This is a genomic window from Paenibacillus sp. T2-29 (genome assembly GCF_052921365.1).
Map to the genome: position 1 here is coordinate 708312 of NZ_JBREVE010000001.1, position 23483 is coordinate 731794.

Genomic DNA, 23483 nt, shown 5'->3' on the forward strand with positions numbered 1-23483 from the left:
TTACTACACAACTTAATGATCATCCTCTGTTTTCCACGCTTAGAGAACACCTCAAGATTTGATTATATACGGAATTCTTTCCTCTTGATAAGGTTTAATTGTAAACGATTACAAGGAGGTCACCCACATTGGAACAACCATTAATCAAACCAAAATTACGAAAAAAAGAATCACTGGGCAGTCGTATTTTCAACATTGTAAACAGTACACTTTTGATTCTCATTGCCCTCACTTGTCTCTTGCCTTTTTTGAATATCATCGCCAGCTCATTTGCCTCAACTGAGGAAGTAGTGGCCAAGAAGTTTATTTTATTCCCTGTAACTTTTTCCCTGGATGCTTATCGCTATATCCTATCCACTCCAACGATTTTTAGAGGACTTGGGGTTTCGGTCGGAGTAACGATCGTGGGTACAGTTGTAAGTATGATTTTTACCGCTTTTATGGCTTATGGGTTATCCCGAAAATATCTACTTGGCCGCAATACGATTAACTTCATTGTTGTGTTTTCTATGTTGTTTAGCGGGGGGATGATTCCGACATTCCTCGTTGTCAAAAGCATGGGGCTGATCAATTCGTATTGGTCCTTGATTCTGCCCGTGGCTATTAATGCATTTAACCTGATTATCATGCGTAACTTTTTTCAGGCATTGCCGGATGATTTAGAGGAATCGGCTAAGATGGACGGATGCAACGATTTTGGAATCTTCTTTAAAATTATGTTGCCATTAGCCCTGCCTTCTATTGCAACTATTTCTTTGTTCTATGCTGTTGCCTACTGGAATACGTATATGCACGCCATTCTCTATATCAATGATTCTGCCAAATGGCCAATTCAAGTCCTGCTTCGCCAAATTGTTATCGTCTCCAGTGGTATGCAGGCAGAAGGAACCGCGGTAGATGTCATCCCGCCTGCGCAGACGATTAAGATGGCGGTCATTGTTATAGCGACCGTTCCAATGTTAATCGTGTATCCATTTGTGCAAAAGCACTTTGTCAAAGGAGCTTTGCTGGGGGCGGTTAAAGGTTAATTGGCTTGCTTCATCTTTCGATAAGCCCCTGGTGTAACCTGTTCTTTTTTCCGAAAAGAGCGGATGAAGTTTTGCGAATTATGATATTGCAGTCGCTCGGCGATTTCTTTAATCGTCATATCTGTCTCAACGAGCCACTTCTTGCTCATTTGCAGGCGATAGCCCATCAGATATTCGCTAAACGTTGTACCGTATTCTTTTTTGAAAATACTGCTTAAATAATTCGGATTGTAATGCAGTCGATCTCCAATGAGTTCTAATGATAATTCCTGGTCATATTCAGCACGGATAATCGCGGCAATTTTCTCTGAGAGACAGCGGAATTGCTGGTTGGTCTTCTCCTTCATGCTTTTTACCATGGGGAAAATAACCTGTTCTAACAGCATGCGTTCTATCTCCTCCGGGTTACGGATATCCAGCAAACGGTGATACAAGGCATGATTGTCTTGCGTCAGTAGCACTTCAATCCCTAATAGCTGCTCTAATTGGATGAGGTTATTTACAAATCGTACCAATAGCACTTCAAAGTTCATGGAATGATTGTTCTTTGTCATCATTTCTGCCAATAAAGAGTGCACGGTATGATATACCTGCTCTTCATCCCCTATGCGAATGGCATCAAACAGTTTCGATTCCAATTCCGCAGGATAATGAAGCAGTACCGGACCTGAAATGACCATGGAAATATCCTCATAAAAAATAATCGACTCTTTACCTAGATTTAAACGGTGATGTAATGCTTGCTTGCTCATCTCACAAGCTTCTTTGCTTTCTAACAAGTTATCATACGCTGTGCTAATACCGATGCTGATGGATACATTCAAATACTCTTTTACATGCTGAATCAAAAGGGTCGCATGATCCAGCACTTGCTTTCTCATTTCCTGTGCACTCTTACCTGCCAAAATTAAAATGGTAGCCTGAGTGTTATCGTTCAAAATGATCGGAAGCATACGCAGCTGCTCTGGAATCGTTTCTTCTACGATTTTGTTAATAGCCAGCAGTAAAATATCTTTATCCGAAGGTTCTCGATCTCCCAGATTATCCAGTTGAACTAACAAGGTAATATACATTTGATTCTCGATCTGCGGGTAGCCCAGACGTGGCATTTTTCGTGCCAATTCCTCTGCGGAAACACGTTTGCGAAACAGGTTGAGAATCAATTGCGTTTCCAACTGTGGCATTTCGGACTGAATGAGACTTTCCAAGCTTTCCTTCTCAGTTACAATGTTGTCGATGGAATTAATAATCCACTCAATTTCATTTTTAGAAGGTTCATTTTTGAATGCGAAATTAGGATTTTTCGGCAAGCTGCGTTTTATTTGCTGAAATGGCTTGGTAAAGTAAATGGCAATGATGTAGGCCACCACCACTATTAAAAGCGTTAATACAAGGCCCATCATGATAATCCCAAATTTGGTCGTTTGAAACGCGTTTGCAATCTCTTTTTTATCTAATACCGTTAAGTAAGTCCAATTGTTGTAAGCAGATTTAGCATAAATGATTTGCCGTGCTGGCTGATGCTCCGTTTTCTCCAACGTTAGCATGCCTGTGTTGTCTGATTTAGCAGTTACTTCTGAAATGTGCTGAAGCTGCTGAGTAGACAATAAGGGAGTAGCAGGCTCCGTTTCGTACATTAAGTCGCCTTTGTTATTCAAAATAATCACAGGCATATGATCCTCTGTTTGAATGGTACGACTTAACGTCTGCGACGAAATATCAGACAGTGCAATGGCCTGCTTCTTTTTGGAAAACACAGGCAAGGTATTCACAAAACGGATTCCTTTATCTGTTTTAATCCAGAATAGTCCCTTATCCTGGTGGTCTATATAGGTGCTAATCAGCTGTTCTCGTTCCGTTTTCGTCAAATAAGACAGGCTTCCATTGGAGATTCTCCAATTCTGATTTAGGCTGATCAGTGAATACTCGGTTCCTTCTAATCCCATCGTAGCAATATAATTGAGCTGGGTATTCACATTCCGATATGCTACAAAATCTTTTTCTGTAATGGGATTTTTGACAACTTCATTAAAGGAACTGGTCGTGCTATACGTATTAAAAGCGTATTCAATCGTTTGAATTTTCTGCTCCAGGCTATTTCTAATCTGCGCCATGTAGCTTTGCTTGGTATTGGAAACTCTCTCCACAACGGAGCTAATTGTTGTAAAATAGATGTAGCTGCCGAAGCTGGCCACCAATCCTATTCCCAAAACCAGAATCGTAATAAAAATAGTGTAGAACATTCTTCCTTTTTTCATTGCGCTCCCCCTTTGGTTCTTGGTATCACACCAAATTATAGCGCTTTCATAACAAGGTTTAAATCATTTTTTTCACGTGTGCATTATTTTTTACATCCGTATCATTCCAATTTAAGTTGATTTAGTTTGGTTTGCGGCAGATAAAAAGAAATTTGGAGGTCTCTTATGTTACATGTCGTTAGTTCTAAAGAACAGATTGTAAAAGAAGAATTTCCGTTAGACACTTCCTTTCTCTCCCTCTATCCTGTAGCGGTCCGTGAAGCTCGTCCTTTTGTATTGGTGTTACCTGGCGGTGGCTACGAGCATTTGGCTTCACATGAAGGAGAGCCGATCGCCCGATGGTTAAATGATTTAGGTATTCACGCGGGTGTGCTGGAGTATCAGGTCGGCGATTTCGAGGTTACCTCCTTGCTGGAAGATGTAGAACATGCGTTGCAATGGATTCGCCAAACATCGCATGACTGGCAAGTGATCCCTGATCAAGTGTGTCTCATCGGTTTCTCAGCAGGCGGTCACCTGGCCTCCATTGTGTCCACGATTGGAGCGGAAAAACCAAATCTTCTGATGTTGGGATACCCTGTAATATCATTCCATGAGCCTTATACGCATTTGGGAAGCCGTACGCACTTTTTAGGCGAACAGCCGAACTCGGAGCAGCTTCAAGCCTTTTCATCCGATCGGCAAGTGACTGCACAGACACCCCCAACTTTTATGTGGACAACGGCCAATGATGGAGCTGTACCGGTAGAAAATAGCCTGTTGTTCGCTTTCTCATTATCCAGAGAGCGTATTCCGTTTGAACTGCATGTATTTGAAGAAGGGCGGCACGGATTGGGACTGTCTGAGGACAACCGTGAATGCCGACAATGGCTCGACCTGGCGGAAAAATGGCTTCAAAAACATGGATATGCGCAGACAAGACAGCGGATGACAACTCGACTGTTTATCGCAGGAGACTCTACTGCAGCCCAAAAAGGAGCAACCGAAAAACCGATGACAGGCTGGGGCGAACATTTGCAAGCTCATTTGGACTCTACTGTTCATGTGGACAATCGTGCCGTCAATGGGCGAAGCACCAAATCCTTTATAGTAGAAGGGCGATTAGCTGATATTGAAAAAGATATTCAAGCTGGCGATTATCTGTTTATCCAATTTGGACATAACGATGAGAAAAAAGAAGACCCCACGCGCTACACCGATCCTGAGGGAGAGTACCGTCTAAACTTAATTCAATTCATTCAGTCCGCTCGGGAACGTGGCGGAATTCCTGTGCTATTGACCTCTGTAAGCCGCCGCCGTTTTACCGCGGACGGTGAACCTGATCCGCTGGCCGTAGGAGCTTATCCCGATGCCATGCGAAAAGTAGCCGAGGAAACCCAAACACCGTTGCTCGATATTTTCGAAGCATCACAGCAGCTTTATCATTCCATGGGTGAAAAAGAGTCCCAACTTCTATTTATGCATTTGCCTGAAAAAATGCACCCTAATTACCCAGCCGGGGTAGCAGATAATACCCATTTTTCTGACGAAGGAGCAAGGAAAATTGCCCAACTTGTAGCAGAAGCGATTTGTCAAAGTACGGAGCTATCTGCATTAAAGCAATGCATGATCGATAGAAATCTAAATATCAGTGAGACGGTTGCACACCAACTTGTCAACTGATATCAAGTGCCAGGTATGTTAATACGAAAACGGACTTCGAGCGTATCACGCTGATGTCCGTTTTTTATTTCTTTTTAGCGAAGATAGCCAATCTATAGGGAATAGTTCAAAAATACAGTACACATAATAAATTTCTTTAATTGTTATATTTTAATTATTTTGTATCTAATAGGACTTTAGGATCATTTTATTGCATTGTTTTGACAACATTTGTCGAATGAAGTGAAATCAACAATTTTACATGGTATATTTTAGGAGCTCATATCATACATAAGGAGGATTTTTTAATGAATACTAAGAAAATATTATTATCAACAGCTATGTCTTTGGGACTCCTTGGAAGTATTATCGTTCCTAGTGCGTCCGCATCAGTAGGCCCTTCTCCAGTAATTACACCTATTGTAGAAGTTAATGGAGTATACTACAGAACGGCTACGTTGCCACGTAATTATTCCTATGCCCTGTCAAATTACCCAGGGGATACTTATAAAGTGGCGAGCGGAAATGTCACCGTTTCCGCTTCCGGCGTGGTAACTACCACCACTGCAACGAATGCAAGAGTTGAGATTTACGCCGGTAACGGTAAATTGAGAATGGTGTATACCGTTAAGGTAAACTAGGAAAAAGCCTTAAAAAAGCACTGTTCGTTTATTCGAGCAGTGCTTTCTTTGTTGGACCTATATTCCTACTAGCTATAGCGACGTTATCATGAGAGGCTTCAAAATTAATATACTCGGAACTTATTAAAAACGGATGGGCTGAGTCACCCCTCTCTTTGCTCCCCAATGTCTTGTTCTCTGACCTTTAAAGATCATATTTGGACCGAATCCAATAAAAACAAGGCCTAGCTTTATCAATAACAGTTTGTACTCTCTGAGACATTAACTAGTTCCTTACATAATAAGATTTTGGCAAACCAAACCACAAAAACAACTACATAAAAAATCCCATAAGCATAAATTGCAGACTTGAATTGTAGTCCTCATAGTAAGTTGCGGTATAAATATTAGAAAAAATAGTGAAATTAGTTATTCTTTAAATGTACTTACAGACCATTAGAGAAATCTTATTTTTGTATTTTTTGTTGGGTAGCAAGATTCAATATCTTGAGTTAGCCTGTTTTAAATTTTTATAGAAAAATAGAACTAGTTCTGATAGATTATTGCTACTATATTTTTATACTGGAGGATATTGGGTTCGTGAAAAATAAAACTTTTTTCTCTCTTTTGTGTGCTTTTATTATTTCTATAATGGGATTAACAGCATGTGGAGTATCATCAAGTAAAGATCATTCATTACTATCAAAAGAAGAATTTGAACAAATGTATGTAAATGCTGATCAGTTTGAAGATCGCTCTATTAATTTTTATGGACAAATCACCTATGGTCCTAAGGAAAATAGAAATGGAATTTATGTTCAAGTGAATGCTGATCCGAAAAATAATGAAAAAAACACTTTTGTTTACGGCGATAGTTTTTCCAGCTTCTCTAATGTAAAAGAGAATGATTTTATCCACGTAACTGGTACTGTCATAGAAAAATATCGTTATAGAACGACCCACGGCAATTACACCTCAGCTCCTGCCATCTCAGCAAATAAAATAGAAAAATCTATGTTTATTGATCCTACATTGAGCACTATAGAAGTAAATAAGTCAGTAAAACAAAAGGGCTATATCATGACTCTTCAAAAAGTCGAGTTTGCTGAAGAGGAAACTCGGATTTATATGGCAATCGAAAACAGATCTACAAGCACTATAAATTATTATGACTTTTATACTAAATTGGTTCAAGGAAACAAACAATACGAACCAACGTTTGATCGCGTAAGCTATACTTACCCTGAATTACAGTCCGAAATACTACCTGGTGTGAAGACAGAAGGAATCCTTACATTCTCAAAAATAGACTCTTCTAAGGATTTAACCTTAATTGCAAAAGGTTCTTCAGAGGAACTTGAATATAATCCATTCAAGTTTAAGATTTCAATAAAATAGTCTTTTCGGAGCTCCTTCTAGCGAATTGCATCCCCTAGAATAGATACTGCCCCCTTCGGGTAATGCAATATATTCTACGGGATGCATTCTTGATGGCAATAAAAGATCAAAAAATAAATCGAATTCATAAAAAGTAAAAAAGAGAAAGAGAAGGCTCGTTAGCAACTTAGAATTTCCTCCTCAAATGGCGATTTTACTTCCGCCCTCTGTAAACAACAAAAAAACCCTTGCTTAGCAAGGGTTTTTGAGGAAATGGGCCCTGAGGGACTCGAACCCCCGACCAATCGGTTATGAGCCGACCGCTCTAACCAACTGAGCTAAGGGCCCTCAAAAAAACATGTATATTCACGTTACATATTCGTAACAGCAACGTTAATTAATATACAACATTTTCTTGTGTTTCGTCAATAGTTTTTAGAAATTTTCTTTTTGAAAATTATTTTTGTAAACCTATGGAATAAATCGGACACCATAACGACCTTTGCGCGAGCGGTACACCTCCACTGCGCGGGGATCATTGTAGCCGTACATCCATCCGTCATGCTCCAGCCTTTTTGCCAAACATCCTGCCTGAAATTTAGTCGTGTACAGTCTGCCGTAGTAAACCCAATACATCCGAACTCCCTCTTTTCCCATGATAGTAGGAGTTAGTGTAACCGGATCGAATTCGATTTACACAGCTTGATTTCTAACAGTCTGGACTGGATCGCAATGAGTCTGTGACGCACTACTTATTAGCTCCATTATCTCTAATACTCAGCCTTATTTGCCGAAGGAAGCCGGGTCCTGACGCCAGGAACGTAGCAGTTCCATCTCTTCCTCCTGGATGGTTCCTTCACGCAAGGCAACCTCCATCAAGGCAGTGTAATTGGACAGGGTTTGTAGCTTCACTCCTGCTTCTTCAAAAGCTTGAGTGGCTTTGTCCAGCTGATAGCTGAAAATAGCCAGTACAGCTAACGGCTGAGCGCCTGCTTGCTCTACTGCCTGTGCTGCTTTAATGGAGCTTCCCCCGGTAGAGATGAGGTCTTCGATAACCATAACCTTTTGTCCAGCGCTGATGCGGCCTTCGATTTGATTCTCTTTCCCGTGTCCTTTGGCTTTATCTCTGACATAAGCCATTGGCAGATTTAGCTTTTGCGCCACCCAGGCGGCATGAGGAATCCCTGCTGTGGCTGTGCCGGCAATAACCTCGGTTTCAGGGTATTGTTCTCGGATGAGAGCCGCAAAAGAGTCTGCGATTAGTTCACGCACCTCCGGGTAGGACATGGTCAAGCGATTGTCACAGTAGATAGGGGATTTAATGCCTGATGTCCATGTAAAAGGCTGCTGTGGACGCAGTGCTACTGCCTGAATGCGCAACAGATGGGATGCAATTTGCTCTGGTATATTGTGTATTGTAGTCATACTTGTATCATCTCCTCAATAATATGTTTCGCTGCGGAGCGTGGGTCAGATGCTGCCGTGATCGGCCGTCCAACGACAATGTAGCTGCTGCCCTGGGCAATGGCTTGTCCAGGTGTTAGGACACGCGACTGATCACCTGTAGCGCTGCCAGCCGGGCGTATGCCAGGGGTTATGGTTTTAAAGTCAGATCCGCATACCGCACGAATTGCAGGCACTTCCAATGGGGATGCGACCACACCGTCCAATCCAGCCTCACGCGTCAATTGTGCATAACGAACAACAGCATCCTGTACTGTGCCAGGAATGCCTAACTCCGTATTCATGGTCGTCTGATCCGTGCTGGTCAGCTGTGTGACTGCAATAATTAGCGGCATGGCAAGTGAGCTGTCTGCGGAAATCGCTGCTTCGGCTCCGGCTCTGGCTGCCGACATCATACTGCGTCCTCCAGCAGCGTGTACGTTAAACATATCCACCCCTAGACGGGTAATGCTCTCTGCCCCTCCCCGTACCGTGTTAGGGATATCATGCATTTTCAAATCCAGAAATACGGAGTATCCTCTTGATTTTAATTGTTTTACAAAAGCTGGTCCTGCGCTATAAAACAGCTGCATCCCCACTTTTATATAACAAGGAATTCCCTCAAGCTGCCGAATTAACTGCTCTGCCTGTTGTGCATCCGGGTAATCTAGCGCAACCATCAGCCGTCCTGCCATCTGCTGAAATGCTTCGTTCACCGTTCTACCGCCCCTTCTCACATCAATTCGGGTATATTTGCCCGTGATAAAGGACATCCGTCAGCAAAAGCTGATGAATGTCCTTCCCATTACCACTTATTTTTCTCATCTATTCATAACTTGTTAGTTGCTCAGAACTGGCATCGATTCGGATGTGAAGTTAATCGTCTCCAGCATTTTTAACAGAGCGCGCACTGTATCCAGCGAGGTCATGCAGACAATACCGTTCTCAACTGCTTCACGGCGGATGCGGAATCCGTCACGCTCTGGTGTTTTTCCTTTGGTCAGCGTGTTGAAGACGAAGTTGGCTTCACCTGTGCGGATCATATCCAGAATATTCGGATTGCCCTCACTTAGCTTGTTAACAGTGTTCACTGGAATGTTGGCCTGTTCTAAGGCTGCTGCCGTTCCACCTGTAGCAATAATTTTGTAGCCTAATCTGTAAAAGCCCTGCATCAGCTCGACAGCTTCTTCTTTATCCTTATCCGCCACTGTGATGATGATCGCCCCAGTAGATGGAATTTTCATACCTGCACCTACGAGTCCTTTGTATAATGCTTTGGCGTACTGGATATCGCGTCCCATAACTTCACCTGTAGATTTCATTTCAGGCCCCAGTGTCGGCTCTACACGACGCAGCTTGGCAAAGGAGAATACAGGAACCTTAACCGAGACATAATTACTTTCAGGCCATAGTCCATCTGTATAGCCTGCATCTTTGAGCTTACCGCCCAAAATGGCCTGTGTCGCCAGATTTGCCATCGGAATATTCGTTACTTTACTCAGGAAAGGAACTGTCCGTGAGGAACGAGGGTTAACCTCGATGACATAGACTTCATCTTGATGAATGACGAACTGAATGTTTACCAGACCAATCGTTTTCAATTCCTTGGCGATGCTGATCGTAATGTCCACGACTTTTTTCTTCAGCTCGTCAGACAAGTGTTGTGGCGGATATACTGCGATCGAGTCACCTGAGTGAACCCCTGCCCGTTCCACATGTTCCATAATCCCTGGTACCAGGACCGTTTCACCGTCACAGATGGCGTCAACCTCAACTTCTTTGCCCAACATATAACGGTCGATGAGCACAGGATGTTCCGGATTGATTTTAACCGCTTCTTCCATGTACCGCAGCAATTCCGTATCCGAGTACACAATTTCCATAGCACGCCCGCCCAGGACGTAGGATGGACGTACCAGAACCGGATACCCTAATGCTTGGGCAGTTCCTACCGCTTCATCTACCGACGTGACCGTGTTGCCTTTAGGCTGGGCGATAGCAAGGCGAGACAGCAGCTGTTCGAACTTTTTCCGGTCTTCTGCTTCATCGATACTTTCCAAACTCGTACCCAGAATATTAACGCCTGCCGCACTAAGTGGAGCTGCAAGGTTAATCGCCGTTTGACCGCCGAACTGGACGATGACACCAATCGGTTTTTCCTGCTCAATGACATTCATTACATCTTCGAAGAAAAGTGGCTCAAAGTAGAGACGGTCCGACGTGTTGAAGTCTGTAGAGACGGTCTCCGGATTGTTATTGATAATTACCGCTTCGTAACCTGCTTTTTGGATAGCCCATACCGCGTGCACGGTGGAGTAGTCAAATTCAATCCCTTGACCGATCCGAATAGGTCCTGAGCCGAGTACGATAACTTTCTCTTTGTTGGATGGAATCACTTCGTTTTCCACCTCATAAGAGGAGTAGTAGTACGGAGTTGTGGCTTCAAACTCGGCTGCGCACGTATCTACCATTTTGTAGACAGGACGCAGGTTTTGATTTAGACGGAATTCACGAACCTCAGACTCGGTTGTCATACTCTTCTGTTGACCCATACTGCGAATCTCGGCAATGGAGCGGTCGGTAAATCCTTTTCGTTTGGCCTGATAGAGCGTTTCATAGGTCAGCTCAGGCTCTTCAGCGATAATCGATTCGAACTTGACTATTCCCTCTACCTTATCGAGGAACCACCAATCAATTTTGGTTACATCCTGAATGTCCTGTTGTTTCCAGCCACGACGGAATGCCTCGGCTACCAGGAACAAGCGCTCATCATCTGCTTTAGCCAGACGCTCTTTGAGTACCTCATCAGATAGTTGATCGGCGCCCTTTAGATGCAGGCGATGTACCCCAATTTCCAGAGAACGGACCGCTTTATGGATAGATTCTTCAAATGTACGTCCGATGGCCATGACTTCACCGGTTGCTTTCATTTGTGTGCCAAGCTTGCGGTTGGCAGAAATGAACTTGTCAAATGGCCAGCGTGGTATTTTACTCACGATGTAATCCAATGTCGGCTCAAAGCAAGCATACGTTTGTCCCGTTACTGGATTCACAATTTCATCCAGTGTGTAGCCTAGTGCAATTTTGGCCGCCATTTTGGCAATCGGATATCCTGTCGCCTTGGAAGCCAGTGCCGAGGAACGACTCACCCGTGGGTTGACCTCAATCACGTAGTATTGATAGCTGTGCGGATCCAGCGCAAACTGTACATTACAGCCGCCTTCGATATTGAGGGCGCGAATAATTTTCAGAGAAGCCGAGCGCAACATTTGGTACTCACGATCTGACAGTGTCTGGCTCGGTGCTACGACGATACTGTCGCCAGTGTGCACGCCGACCGGATCGAAGTTCTCCATATTACAGACAACGATGCAGTTGTCATTGCCGTCACGCATAACTTCATACTCGACTTCCTTCATACCTGCGATACTTTTTTCCACTAAGCATTGCCCGATTGGACTGTAGCGCAAGCCAGAGCTGACTGTTTCACGTAATTCTTCTTCTGTAGCGCAAATCCCACCGCCTGTACCTCCCAGCGTATAAGCCGGACGAACGATAATGGGGTAACCGATTTCGTTAGCAAATTCCAATGACTCTTCCAGTGTTGTTACAATTACGCTCTCCGGTACTGGCTGTTCCAACTCACGCATCAAGTCGCGGAACAAGTCCCGATCTTCAGCTTTTTCAATTGAATTCAGTTGAGTTCCGAGCAGCTTAACATTTTCGCGTTCCAACACCCCAGCGCGAGCCAGTTCCACTGCCATATTCAGACCTGTCTGTCCTCCCAGTGTAGGAAGGAGACCATCCGGACGCTCCTGGCGGATAATCTGTGTTACAAAATCAAGTGTAATCGGCTCGATGTATACTTTATCTGCCATATTGGTGTCTGTCATGATGGTTGCCGGGTTACTGTTGATCAGTACTACCTCGACGCCTTCTTCTTTGAGCGCTTGACAAGCTTGTGTACCAGCGTAATCGAATTCTGCTGCCTGACCAATGACGATAGGACCGGAACCGATCACGAGTATTTTTTTAAGTTCTGTATTTTTCGGCATATTAGCGCTCTCCTCTCACTGCGGCGGCGATAGCAGCCTGACGCGGTTGCTTTGGTTGATTTCTTTTGTGTTCACGGATCATTTCCAGGAAGCGGTCAAACAGGTAGCCATTATCGTAAGGACCAGGCGCAGCCTCTGGATGATATTGCACCGAAAACGCGGGATACTTAGTATGTTTAAGACCCTCAATCGTTTTATCGTTGTTGTTAATATGCGTCACTTCAAGTTCTGTTCCTTGGATCGATTCCTCATTCACTGTGTAGCCATGATTTTGTGATGTGATGAAGCAGCGTCCGCTCTCCAGTTCTTTCACCGGGTGGTTACCACCGCGATGTCCGAATTTCAGCTTTTCCGTATCTGCTCCCGAAGCCAAGGCGAACAACTGGTGTCCCAAGCAAATTCCGAAAATCGGGTATTCCCCTAGCAATTCAGCCACCGTACGTACAGCATGCGGTACGTCTTTTGGATCTCCAGGACCGTTGGACAGCTGAATACCGTCCGGATCCAAGCGTCGAATTTCCTCGGCCGTCGTATCATGTGGAACGACAACCACATCACAGTCTCGTTTATTCAGTTCGCGCAGGATGCCGCTTTTAGCACCATAGTCAATCAATACAATCCGTTCTCCGTTGCCAGGGCTGCTGTACGGATGAGGAGTAGAAGTCAAAGGAACCTGATTACGTAGTTCTTCTATGGTCATGTCGGACATCATTTCTTTTAGTTCTTCCAACGGCTGGGAACCAGTCGTCAAAATGCCCTTCATTGTGCCGTGATGGCGAATAATCCGGGTGAGCATGCGGGTGTCGATGTCGCTAATACCAATGATGCCATATTCCTTCAGCAAATCGCCCACGCTGTATTGAGCACGCCAGTTACTTGGCGCCGGCTCGTAATGTCGAACAGCAAAGCCGTGGACATAAGGCCGTACTGATTCAAAATCATCACGAGTAATTCCGTAATTTCCAATTAGCGGGTAAGTCATGGTTACGATTTGTCCGCAATAAGAGGGATCCGTCAGCACCTCTTGATAGCCTGTAATCCCTGTGTTGAAAACGACTTCGCCTGTTTTTTCACCTTCCGCACCAAATGATGTGCCTGTAAACAGCGTGCCGTCCTGAAGTAACAATCTTGCCTGCATCCCGTCTCACTCCTCTATTTTGTTTCCTGCTATAAGGTTCTATTTTTTTAATTAGTTGTGTATTATTTTGCTTCGTCAGCAGACCATACCAGTTTGCCGTCTACCCAAGTTTTCACCGGCCAGCCTTTGAGCTTCCAGTCTGTAAAAGGAGTGTTGCGTCCTTTGCTGGCAAACGTTTGTGGATCAACTGCCTGCTCCTGCTCCAGATCAATCATGGTCAGGTCAGCGGGTGCTCCCTCTTCCAGACGTCCCGTATCAAGGCGGAAGACACGCGCTGGGTCAGCCGTCATACGGCGCACCAGAAAGTCCAGCGTCCATTGCCCGGTAGCTACGAATTTGGTGTACAGCAGCGGAAAGGCTGTTTCAAATCCAACGATTCCAAATGGCGCCAGCTCCATCCCTTTTGCCTTCTCTTCCTCGCTGTGTGCTGCATGGTCCGTTACGATGATATCAATCGTTCCGTCCTCCAGCCCCTCGATGCATGCCTGTACATCACGCGGGGAGCGTAGTGGAGGATTCATTTTCCAGTTGGCATCCAGCCCAGGAATGTCCTCATCGGACAATACCAAGTGATGCGGGCATACCTCTGCAGTAACCTTGATGCCAAAAGATTTGGCATGGCGAATCAATCGCACCGATTGCTCTGTGCTGACATGGCATACATGATAATGTGCCCCAGTTGCTTCGGATAGCAGAATATCACGTCCAACATGGATTGCCTCGGATTCATTGGGGATACCTTTGAGTCCGTGACGCTTGGCAAATTCACCGTCCGTCACCGCTGCTCCTACAACAAGTGTGTTATCTTCACAGTGTGCAATGACTGGCATATCCAGCGCTTTAGCTCGTGACATGGCATCCTTCATCATTTGTGCACTCTGCACTCCGACTCCGTCATCAGTAAATCCGATGGCACCTGCTGCTTTGAGCGCTTCAAAATCTGTCAGCTCACGTCCCAGTTCGTTTTTCGTGATGGCTGCGTAAGGAAGTACCTTGGCCAGCCCAGCTTCCTTACCCTTTTTCAGCACTAGCTGAACCGTGTCTACATTGTCTGTCACTGGACGTGTGTTTGGCATGCAGGCAATCGTGGTAAATCCACCTTTCACCGCAGCGCGGCTGCCTGTTTCAATTGTTTCTTTATATTCAAAGCCAGGTTCTCTCAGATGCACATGCATGTCGATTAGACCGGGGATGACCAGCTTTCCCTGGGCGTCGATTTTTTCGACTTCGAGCTCTTGTCCAGATGCCCCTTCTTCCATAATGAGGCTAACTCCGGCTTCCGCATTTGCGATAGCCAAAATTTTTCCGTCAGCGATTAGGATGGATTTTAATTCCGTCTCGCCCTGCTCGTTCAATACGCTTGCATTCATAATTAATTGTTTCATCTGAAATATTCCTCCGCTCAGGTTTTTTGCAACTTTTTCCTACGATCCTACTGACAGCTGCTACAGCTTCATTGCCCGTTCCATAACCGCCATGCGGATTGGAACCCCGTTGGCCATTTGCGGAAAAATTCGCGATTGCTCGCTTTCCACAACTGCACTATCGATCTCCACATTCCGATTCACTGGAGCCGGGTGCATGATAATTGTTCCGGACTTAAGGCTCGCTGCTCTTTCTTCTGTCAGACCGTACTGCTCTCGGTACTCATCCGCTGAGCGCAACATCCCTTCAGCATGCCGTTCAAGCTGGACTCGCAGCATCATGACCACGTCTGCCTGCAAAGCTTCTTGCATTGGCACATAAGGCGCGTACGTTGCAAGCTCAGGTGCCTGCATATTGTCCGGCGCACAGAAGCTAACCTTGGCTCCGAATTTTTGCAAGGCCCACAGATTCGAGCGAGCTACACGGCTGTGCAAAATGTCTCCTATGATGGATACTCTCAAGCCTTTAAGCTCACCGAAAGTTTTGCGCATGGTGTAGAGGTCCAGCAAAGCCTGCGTTGGATGCTCATTGTTGCCGTCTCCCGCATTAACCAGCGGAACACTGACCTTCTCAGCAAGCTCTTGCAGCACTCCGGCTGGCTTTAACCGGATGACTCCAGCATCAATGCCCATGGATTCGAGCGTACGTACAGTATCGTAAATGGACTCCCCTTTTTCCACACTGGAAGCCGCGGCGGAAAAGTTCAAAACCTGAGCGCCGAGCCGCTTCTCCGCCATTTCAAAAGAAAAGCGTGTACGCGTACTATTTTCAAAAAACATGTTGGCCGCGAAGCGTGACTGTAGGACTGGAATCAGCTTTTGCGGCTGTGATTCCCAATAATGAGCACGATCCAGAATCGACTCAATTTCATTTCGGCTAAGTTCTTTTAATCCGAGCAGGCTACGTTCTCTAAGTTGACTGGCTGTTGTGATCATACCTATTCCCCCCGGTTCTGAATGATCGTCACTTCGTCCTTACCGTCCGTCTCCTGAAGTGCAACTACGATTTCCTCAGATTTGGAGGTCGGGATGTTCTTGCCGATGTAATCCGGACGAATCGGAAGCTCACGGTGTCCGCGATCTGCTAGCACAGCCAGCTGGATCATTTGCGGTCGTCCGCAGTCCATCAATGCATCCATCGCCGCGCGAATGGTGCGGCCTGTGTACAGCACATCGTCAAAGAGAATGACTTTCTTATCATGAACCGATACGTCAGCAGGATTCATCAAAAGCTCTTTTCCATTTCCTTTAGCCTCGGCAACGCTGCTCCGGTCATCCCGGTAGGCTGTAACATCCAGCTCTCCCCATGGAATCGGTGCGCCTTCAATCTCAGCAATTTTTTCAGCCAAACGCTGCGCCAGATGAACTCCGCGTGTTCGAATACCTACTAGCACGCAATCGTCGATACCCTTGTTTTTCTCCAAAATTTCATGTGCAATCCGTGTTAATGCCCGACGAATCGCAATTTCATCCATCAGTACATGTGTTTCATTACTCATGCTTCCAGCCTCCTCAGGTGATGTTCCCTTCAGACCTGGTCCCGTGTCGGATACAAAAAAGACTCCTTGCCCAAGTTTGGCAAGGAGTCTCGTATGAACAGTCTTCCACTGTTCTCCGATCTGTCGGACACACTGAAGACATACCGCCGCAGCGGATGCACTGATCAGTGATCCATTCACGTTACCTTGCCAGCCTCACGGGACTGATTTAAAGGTGCTATTCAGGATTTCCTTTGTCCTGCTTCTTATAGTGCGAGATGGCTAACCATCTCTTGGACAAAGTTCATCGCAACTACAAGAAGTATGACAGATTGAAAATCTCGTGTCAACACCCGTTCAACCGGAACCACCGGAAGCACTTTAATAAATATACATCATATCTGTATAATTATCCATAGTTGTTTTTACCCATTCCTTGTCTCACAATAAAAAAACCGCCATTTAGGCGGTCTAAATTAATGATTTATTCAAGTTTTTGAATAGAAAAGCAGTTCATCGTTGTTTTAGCGACTACGCAAGGACGTTAATACGTCCTCCATATCAGGAGGGATCGGTCTGCTAAATTCCAAGTATTCTCCCGTGGTTGGATGCTTAAATCCCAATACCGCTGCATGCAGGGCTTGGCCCTCCATACGAACCCCTTTACTGCGTCCATACATAGGATCGCCAACCAATGGATGCCCAATGAATTTCATGTGAACACGAATTTGATGTGTGCGCCCTGTCTCCAATTGAAGTTCAAGCAGGGTATAATCCCCCAACCGTTCAATGACGAGAAAATGGGTGACTGCATGCTTGCTGTTGCGTTCCGTCACCGTGAACATTTTACGATCACCTGAATCACGACCGATCGGAGCATCTACGGTTCCCTGATCGTGGCTCAAATGACCGTGGACCAATGCAATATATTTCCGAGTCACGCTATGATCCTTAAGCTGTGCTGCAAGTGATGCGTGGGCCTGATCATTTTTAGCCGCCATCAGCAGTCCTGATGTATCCTTATCAATACGGTGAACAATACCGGGACGTAATTCCCCGTTAATGCCGGAAAGGTCATGGCAGTGGTACATCAGTGCGTTGACCAGTGTTCCCGAGGAGTGTCCTGGTGCAGGATGCACCACTAGACCACGTTGCTTGTTAATGACAATAACGTCCGAATCCTCGTATACGACATCTAGCGGAATATTTTCCGGCATAATATCTACACTTTCTGGCTCAGGTACCGACAATACAATATGATCTCCTTCAGCCAGCTTGTAGTTCGCTTTGACCGCCGTACCGTTCACCAGTACGCGACCATTCCCGATCCACAGCTGAATTTGAGAACGAGATACTTCCTTCATTTCTTCGGCGATGTATTTGTCTATACGTGTTTTGACATTCCCTGAATCTGCCGTCCATTCCAGAGATTCACCCTCCAGTTCGTCCTCATAAGACAGACCTATGGCTTCGCCATTTTCATTCACTTCGTTCATGCTATGACTTCCCTTCAACGCTATCATTGCCATTCCCTTTTTCCCGACGCGATTCCAGCAATGTATCCAAAATAATCAGTGCAACACCGATGACAATTGCCGAATCTGCCACATTAAAAATCGGGAATGTGTAGCTTCCAAAATTGAACTGTGCAAAATCAACCACTTCTCCAGAAATAGCCCGATCCAAAAAATTACCAACCGCTCCCCCAAGCACCAAACTTAGCGCAACAGGAAGTAGTTTTTGCCCAGCTCTGACTGTTTTTCTTAGGTACCATACGATACCGATCACTACTACAATTGTGATCACGATAAAAAGCCAGCGTTGCCCTTCCAAAATCCCAAAAGCGGCTCCGCGATTACGATGGGAGGTAATTAAAAAGAAATTGCCGATGACTGGTATTTGCTCGTACAATTCCATCCGCGTAGCCACCAAATATTTGACTCCCTGATCAATCAAAAAAATAATTAGCGCAATACCAAAATAAATCACAGTCCTTCGTCACTCCGATCCGCTTATATCCGTTGTCGAACCCATTTATTGTAGCATAAGCCTTCTCAGATCGTCCACGAGTCCTGCAGGCTTTCAAGCACAGTCCTTGAATGGAATGAACTCGATCACATTTGATTAGAATTTCCTATGTAAAAGAGGTCTTCCCGGTGCACACTACAAGGAGCATACCTGACACAACGCATGCACGTAAATCTAGAACAAGGAGAGGATTCCATGTCCCCATTGACGGAGCAACAATTACAAGGCTTGCGTAACGAACTGCTGGAACGCAAAAAGGAAATTGAGCATCGGTTGCAAAGCAACGACCATTATGGACTCGGCGATTCTCAACGTGATCAAACCGGTGAGCTTTCTCCCATTGATAACCATCCAGGCGATCTGGCTACCGAAACCTATGAGCGAGCTAAAGATATTTCCTTGCTGGAGCATGACGAGTTTCAATTGGAACGTATCAAATCAGCCTTGATGGCTATGGACAAGGGAACCTATGGCATTTGCGCCGCCAGCGGTAAGCCCATTCCCTATGAACGTCTGCTCGCTGTTCCCTATACCATTTATTGCAAAGAATTCAGTCCTGAAACAGAAGTATCCAACAACCGTCCGGTGGAGGAAGAATTTCTCGCTCCCGCGTTCGGTAGAACAAGCCTGGATGAGCGTGAAGAACAAAACGGCTTTGACGGTGAAGATGCTTGGCAGATCGTTGAAAATTGGGGGACCTCTAACACTCCGGCCATGGCGGAAAGTGGAGAAATCCATCGCTATGATGATATGGAAATCGAAGCCGGCGATGATAATATGGGCTTCGTAGAGCCATATGAAAGCTTTGTCGCTACTGACATTTATGGCAGAAATGTATCCATTGTCCGTAGTTCTATTTATCAGCGTTATATAGAAGATGGCGAGGGTGAAGGTCTGCTGGAGCCAGATTTGCACGAGGACGAATCGTAAGCTTTAAAGTGAAACGCCTAGTAGGTAGTAAGCTCTAATTGTCGCTGTACGATCCGTACAATATCAGCGATATAATCACCGATAATTGGCAAATTCAACGCTCCGAGCACTTGAAGCACATAAATAATGGTAGCAGCAAAAAAAGTAAACCCTAGCGCAATGCCTATCCCTCGGGAAACACCTGATATTAGGTTTAGCCAAAGCAATCGCCAAGGCTTATTCAGCAGCAAAGCGTAATCTGCAATACGTGTTCGTTCCATCTGCTCTGACACAGCTTGCACCAGCTTTTCCACACGACTTAGTTTCTCTGCCTGTTCACCTGCTATTCCCTTTTCTGAGGCTATGGCGGCCCCTTCTCCGTTCATCCCTCGGAGACTCCTTCCCTGTCTGCGCCTTGACCGTGCTGTCATATGCACAATCCCCCTTTTCCCATAGCTGCCCCGAAAGCAGCAAACGAGCCGAAGCACGTAACGGAGGAAACCCGTTTCCGATGCTTAGGCTCGTTTTTATATGCTGCCTGTTATTGTATTATGGGACAGGGGGCTTGTAATTATTCCCCAATATGAACGCCGATGGTTTTGCCGTTCACTTCTACATGTTCCGCTGGTTCAGCTTGACCAAATGTCACCGTGGTTACCAATACGTTCTCACGCAACACAGAGTCGAAGCTTTCGATCGCCTGACGCAAGTCGCTGTCTACATCCAACGTCAATGCTACATACTTTTCAATCGGCAGATCCAGCTTTTTGCGGTAGTCTTGTACCGCGCGAACCACTTCACGTACCCAGCCCTCTTGCTCAAGCTCCGGTGTAATATCTGTGTTCAGCGCTACCGTTAAGCCATAGCCAGAAGCAGAAGCGAAGCCTTCTTTTGCTTTTTTCTCCACCAGCAATTCTTCGGCTGTAACTTGCAACTCTTCACCTTCTGGAGAAGCCACGTTCAGCACTCCTTTTTCTACAACAGAACGAGTATCCTCAGTAGACATTCCTTTGAAAAGGTTTTGTAGGAATCCGACATTTTTGCCGTATTTCTTGCCTGCTACTTTCAAATTCAGCTTCAATGTAAAATCAACAAATCCGCTATCATCCGTCTCAACATGAATATTCTTCACATTGATCTCGTCTTTGATGATTTCTTCATAGCCGCTCAGGTCAAAATCCTGATCCATAGACAGAATCAATTCAGACAACGGTTGACGTGTTTTCAAACCCGTTTCGTTACGGACATTACGTGCTAATTCAACGACGCGACGTGCTGTTTCCATATCTCGTTCCAGTTCCAGATCAATTAAGGATTCATTGGCAGACGGATAGTCATCCAAATGAACACTTTCCCCATTGCTCAGGTTGAGGTAAATATCCTCAGCAAGCAGCGGTGTGAACGGTGCCAGCAGCTTCGCCGTCGTTAACAACACCTCAGTCAATGTTCGATACGCATCCAGCTTATCTTCTGTAAGCCCGTTACCCCAGAAACGATCACGTGAACGACGGATATACCAGTTACTCAGCTCATCCACAAACGACTCAATCGCTTTGGATGAGTTCAGGAAGTCATTTACAGACAATGCTTTATCCACAACCAAGATTAGGCTGTTTAGACGGGATAAAATCCAGCGATCCAACTTGTGTGCCGATGGCTTGAATGGATGCTGTGCCGGATCAAATCCGTCAATATCCGCATACAGAGTCAGAAATGCGTGTGTATTGACAAGCGTATCTACCAGCTTCGATTTAGCCTCGCCTACAATGCCTTTGGAAAAACGTTTGCTATTCCATGGTGCACTATCGGACAGTAATGCCCAGCGGAAAGCATCTGTTCCGTACTCATCAATCACTTCCCACGGATCAATAACATTACCCTTTGATTTGGACATTTTCTGCCCCTGCTCATCCAGTACATGGCCTGTTGCCATGACAGCTTTGTAAGGAGCTTTGCCAGTCAGCATCGTCGAAACCGCAAGCAAGCTATAGAACCAGCCACGAGTCTGGTCAATCCCTTCACAGATCATATCTGCCGGAAATTGCTGCTCAAACGTTTCATTATTCTCAAAAGGATAGTGATGCTGTGCAAACGGCATAGAGCCGCTATCGAACCATACATCGATGACTTCCGGTGTGCGAGTCATTTCGTATTTACCGCATTGGCTACGAACCTTGATATCATCTACATAAGGTTTGTGTAGCTCGATATCCGCTGGTACATCCCCAATTGCACGTTCTCTCAATTCAGCAATACTATGAGGTGCGAACTGTTCTCCAGTTTCCTCACAAACCCAGATATTGAGCGGTGTACCCCAATAGCGATCGCGACTGATGTTCCAATCCACCAGTTCCTCCAAAAACTTACCGAAGCGTCCTTCGCGTACATGGCCCGGGTACCATTCAACTTCGCTGTTGTTGGCAATCAGTTGATCCTTGATCGCAGTTGTTTTGATAAACCAGCTGTCCATCGCATAGTACAATAATGGAGTATCGCAGCGCCAGCAGAACGGATAGCTATGCTCGTATTTTTCCTTGCTGTACAGCAACCCTTTTTCGGACAGCATTTTCACAATATCTACATCGCAATCTTTCACAAAACGGCCTGCAAAATCAGTGATTTCAGCTACATAGTTTCCTTGGAGATCCACTACGTTGATAAACCCAACGCCATTTTCACGACATACGCGATAGTCATCCTCACCATGTGCCGGGGCCATATGAACGATACCTGTACCGCTGGAATCTGTTACGAACTTGGCACCCAGAATTTGGTTACCTTTCTCCACCTGAAAATAAGTAAATGGCGGGGTATAGGTTTGGCCTACCAGTTCTGAACCCGATAGCGTGCCAATCACTTCATGATCACCTTTAATTACGGTCTCAACAAGATTTTTAGCAACGATGTATACCCCATCTTCCTGCTTCACACGTGCGTATTCCAGCTCAGGGTTGACGGCGAGCGCCACGTGACTCGGCAAGGTCCAAGGTGTTGTCGTCCAGGCCAATACATATTCACCACTGCTATGCAGCTTGAATTTGGCCGTGGCACTCAGATCCTTTACATCTTTGTAGCCCTGTGCTACTTCATGGGAACTTAGTGTTGTCTGACAATCCGGGCAGTACGGACTCACACGATGACCACGATACAGCAGATCTTTCTCATGAATCGTCGCCAAAATGTTCCATACACTCTCGATATAGTTATTGTCCAAGGTAATGTATGGGTGATCGAGGTCTGTCCAGTATCCGATCGCTTCGGTTAAATCGCGCCACTGCTGCTCGTATTCAAACACGCTCGCTTTACATTTTTTAATAAATTTCTCAACACCGTATTCTTCAATTTCAGGCTTGTGAGAGATCCCCAGTTGCTTTTGCACACCCAGTTCTACCGGCAGGCCATGCGTATCCCAACCCGCCTTACGTACAACACGATATCCCTTCATGGTCTGATAGCGGCCGACGAAATCCTTAATTACGCGACCCAGCACATGACCGATGTGTGGTTTGCCGTTAGCTGTTGGTGGGCCCTCATAAAACACAAAATTAGGCTTTCCTTCACGATTGGTAATGGATTTACGGAACGTGTCCTCCTGTTTCCATTTGCTCAGGATGCGTAGGTCACGTGACCGTGCTTTTTCTTTAACATCCACTCTGTTCATAACGTCATACTTCCTCTCTGCTCATCATTAATTGTTCTAGCGCACTTAAAAAAAGCAACAAAAAAAGCCCCATCCCTGTAAAAGGGACGAGACTGTGCTCGCGTTACCACCCTGATTCCGTAATTAGACCAGTCTAAAGAAGACGATCTTGTCACGACTCTCTGAGCCCTACTCAACTTCAGCAGGGCGCCATTATAACGCATGGCAAACGGTGATTGCTTACACACGCCATAAATTTAAGCGCTTCAGCTCACTTCTCCGGGAGGATCTTCAGTCATGTTCTGAACGTTGGCTTGCACCGGAAGGCCAACTCTCTGAGGGACAAATCATGACGTACTCGTTCCCATCAACGAATTAAACATGTTAAATTCATCGAATATTAAACCAGCAACATCGTTGCCTTGAATAACAACCATCAACCAA

Annotated in this window: 18 protein-coding genes, 1 tRNA gene and 1 other annotated feature; of the genes, 5 read left to right on the forward strand and 14 right to left on the reverse strand. The window is 45.4% G+C overall.

Annotated elements, in window-relative coordinates; genetic code table 11:
• Positions 1-128 precede the first annotated feature (128 nt).
• Positions 129-1028 carry a carbohydrate ABC transporter permease gene (locus ACU1JV_RS03600; protein ID WP_165079609.1) on the forward strand — a complete coding sequence of 300 codons (900 nt, stop codon included), beginning with the start codon at positions 129-131 and terminating at the stop codon, positions 1026-1028.
• On the opposite strand, the gene ACU1JV_RS03605 is transcribed toward ACU1JV_RS03600, so the two are convergent.
• Positions 1025-3286, reverse strand: a complete 2262-nt coding sequence (locus ACU1JV_RS03605) for a helix-turn-helix transcriptional regulator (protein ID WP_025676468.1) — start codon at positions 3284-3286, stop codon at positions 1025-1027. The two genes, ACU1JV_RS03600 and ACU1JV_RS03605, sit on opposite strands and share 4 nt — an antisense overlap.
• A gap of 165 nt (positions 3287-3451) precedes the next feature.
• On the opposite strand from ACU1JV_RS03605, the gene ACU1JV_RS03610 reads away from it, so the two are divergent.
• From ACU1JV_RS03610 to ACU1JV_RS03620, 3 genes are all read left to right on the forward strand, one after another.
• Complete coding sequence (locus tag ACU1JV_RS03610) at positions 3452-4948, forward strand: GDSL-type esterase/lipase family protein (RefSeq protein WP_446724496.1); 1497 nt, start codon at positions 3452-3454, stop codon at positions 4946-4948.
• Positions 4949-5235: 287 nt separating this feature from the next.
• Positions 5236-5568: a hypothetical protein gene (locus tag ACU1JV_RS03615; RefSeq protein WP_019688017.1), complete on the forward strand. Its 333-nt coding sequence runs from the start codon at positions 5236-5238 to the stop codon at positions 5566-5568.
• 579 nt (positions 5569-6147) lie between these two features.
• Positions 6148-6945 carry a DUF4352 domain-containing protein gene (locus ACU1JV_RS03620; RefSeq protein WP_413986664.1) on the forward strand — a complete coding sequence of 266 codons (798 nt, stop codon included), beginning with the start codon at positions 6148-6150 and terminating at the stop codon, positions 6943-6945.
• Positions 6946-7198: 253 nt separating this feature from the next.
• On the opposite strand, the gene ACU1JV_RS03625 is transcribed toward ACU1JV_RS03620, so the two are convergent.
• The 11 genes from ACU1JV_RS03625 to lspA form a co-directional block, all read right to left on the reverse strand.
• Positions 7199-7272 (reverse strand) — tRNA-Ile (locus ACU1JV_RS03625).
• Between the two features lie 123 nt (positions 7273-7395).
• Entirely contained in the window at positions 7396-7560 is a 165-nt protein-coding gene (locus tag ACU1JV_RS03630; RefSeq protein WP_010345444.1) for a hypothetical protein, read from the reverse strand.
• A gap of 147 nt (positions 7561-7707) precedes the next feature.
• Positions 7708-8349 (reverse strand): orotate phosphoribosyltransferase, encoded by a 642-nt coding sequence (pyrE, locus tag ACU1JV_RS03635; RefSeq protein WP_413986665.1) that lies wholly within the window; start codon positions 8347-8349, stop codon positions 7708-7710.
• A complete protein-coding gene (gene pyrF, locus ACU1JV_RS03640) occupies positions 8346-9140 on the reverse strand; it encodes an orotidine-5'-phosphate decarboxylase (protein ID WP_081317856.1) in 795 nt (264 codons plus the stop codon). The genes pyrE and pyrF overlap by 4 nt, the downstream gene beginning before the upstream one ends.
• Positions 9141-9206: 66 nt before the next feature.
• A complete protein-coding gene (gene carB / locus ACU1JV_RS03645) occupies positions 9207-12422 on the reverse strand; it encodes a carbamoyl-phosphate synthase large subunit (RefSeq protein WP_058829865.1) in 3216 nt (1071 codons plus the stop codon).
• A 1-nt stretch (position 12423) separates the two neighbouring features.
• Complete coding sequence (gene carA / locus ACU1JV_RS03650) at positions 12424-13560, reverse strand: glutamine-hydrolyzing carbamoyl-phosphate synthase small subunit (RefSeq protein ID WP_013372064.1); 1137 nt, start codon at positions 13558-13560, stop codon at positions 12424-12426.
• 62 nt (positions 13561-13622) lie between these two features.
• Positions 13623-14945, reverse strand: coding sequence for a dihydroorotase (locus ACU1JV_RS03655; RefSeq protein WP_413986666.1), 1323 nt, complete (start codon positions 14943-14945; stop codon positions 13623-13625).
• A 60-nt stretch (positions 14946-15005) separates the two neighbouring features.
• On the reverse strand, positions 15006-15920 hold the full coding sequence (locus ACU1JV_RS03660; protein WP_058711738.1) for an aspartate carbamoyltransferase catalytic subunit: 915 nt from the start codon (positions 15918-15920) through the stop codon (positions 15006-15008).
• A gap of 2 nt (positions 15921-15922) precedes the next feature.
• The gene (gene pyrR / locus ACU1JV_RS03665; RefSeq protein ID WP_013372067.1) at positions 15923-16483 is read right to left on the reverse strand and encodes a bifunctional pyr operon transcriptional regulator/uracil phosphoribosyltransferase PyrR; all 561 of its coding nucleotides are present in this window, start codon (positions 16481-16483) and stop codon (positions 15923-15925) included.
• A gap of 503 nt (positions 16484-16986) precedes the next feature.
• Positions 16987-17958 carry an RluA family pseudouridine synthase gene (locus ACU1JV_RS03670; protein ID WP_013372069.1) on the reverse strand — a complete coding sequence of 324 codons (972 nt, stop codon included), beginning with the start codon at positions 17956-17958 and terminating at the stop codon, positions 16987-16989.
• 1 nt (position 17959) lies between these two features.
• Entirely contained in the window at positions 17960-18451 is a 492-nt protein-coding gene (gene lspA, locus ACU1JV_RS03675) for a signal peptidase II (protein WP_013372070.1), read from the reverse strand.
• Between the two features lie 234 nt (positions 18452-18685).
• On the opposite strand from lspA, the gene ACU1JV_RS03680 reads away from it, so the two are divergent.
• Positions 18686-19420, forward strand: a complete 735-nt coding sequence (locus ACU1JV_RS03680) for a TraR/DksA C4-type zinc finger protein (protein WP_025676453.1) — start codon at positions 18686-18688, stop codon at positions 19418-19420.
• 17 nt (positions 19421-19437) lie between these two features.
• On the opposite strand, the gene ACU1JV_RS03685 is transcribed toward ACU1JV_RS03680, so the two are convergent.
• Together ACU1JV_RS03685 and ileS are read right to left on the reverse strand one after the other, a co-directional pair.
• A complete protein-coding gene (locus ACU1JV_RS03685; RefSeq protein ID WP_419538197.1) occupies positions 19438-19830 on the reverse strand; it encodes a DUF5665 domain-containing protein in 393 nt (130 codons plus the stop codon).
• Between the two features lie 140 nt (positions 19831-19970).
• On the reverse strand, positions 19971-23060 hold the full coding sequence (gene ileS, locus ACU1JV_RS03690) for an isoleucine--tRNA ligase (RefSeq protein WP_413986667.1): 3090 nt from the start codon (positions 23058-23060) through the stop codon (positions 19971-19973).
• A gap of 79 nt (positions 23061-23139) precedes the next feature.
• Positions 23140-23419: a binding site (T-box leader), on the reverse strand.
• Positions 23420-23483 lie beyond the last annotated feature (64 nt).

Coding starts and splice junctions, on each gene's coding strand:
- ACU1JV_RS03615 (WP_019688017.1), top strand. CDS start 5,236: ATGAATACTAAGAAAATATTATTATCAACAGCTATGTCTTTGGGACTC.
- ACU1JV_RS03680 (WP_025676453.1), top strand. CDS start 18,686: ATGTCCCCATTGACGGAGCAACAATTACAAGGCTTGCGTAACGAACTG.
- ACU1JV_RS03670 (WP_013372069.1), bottom strand. CDS start 17,958: ATGAACGAAGTGAATGAAAATGGCGAAGCCATAGGTCTGTCTTATGAG.
- ACU1JV_RS03610 (WP_446724496.1), top strand. CDS start 3,452: ATGTTACATGTCGTTAGTTCTAAAGAACAGATTGTAAAAGAAGAATTT.
- carA (WP_013372064.1), bottom strand. CDS start 13,560: ATGCAGGCAAGATTGTTACTTCAGGACGGCACGCTGTTTACAGGCACA.
- ileS (WP_413986667.1), bottom strand. CDS start 23,060: ATGAACAGAGTGGATGTTAAAGAAAAAGCACGGTCACGTGACCTACGC.
- ACU1JV_RS03605 (WP_025676468.1), bottom strand. CDS start 3,286: ATGAAAAAAGGAAGAATGTTCTACACTATTTTTATTACGATTCTGGTT.
- pyrR (WP_013372067.1), bottom strand. CDS start 16,483: ATGAGTAATGAAACACATGTACTGATGGATGAAATTGCGATTCGTCGG.
- pyrF (WP_081317856.1), bottom strand. CDS start 9,140: ATGTCCTTTATCACGGGCAAATATACCCGAATTGATGTGAGAAGGGGC.
- ACU1JV_RS03685 (WP_419538197.1), bottom strand. CDS start 19,830: ATGACAGCACGGTCAAGGCGCAGACAGGGAAGGAGTCTCCGAGGGATG.
- ACU1JV_RS03655 (WP_413986666.1), bottom strand. CDS start 14,945: ATGAAACAATTAATTATGAATGCAAGCGTATTGAACGAGCAGGGCGAG.
- carB (WP_058829865.1), bottom strand. CDS start 12,422: ATGCCGAAAAATACAGAACTTAAAAAAATACTCGTGATCGGTTCCGGT.
- ACU1JV_RS03660 (WP_058711738.1), bottom strand. CDS start 15,920: ATGATCACAACAGCCAGTCAACTTAGAGAACGTAGCCTGCTCGGATTA.
- ACU1JV_RS03630 (WP_010345444.1), bottom strand. CDS start 7,560: ATGTATTGGGTTTACTACGGCAGACTGTACACGACTAAATTTCAGGCA.
- pyrE (WP_413986665.1), bottom strand. CDS start 8,349: ATGACTACAATACACAATATACCAGAGCAAATTGCATCCCATCTGTTG.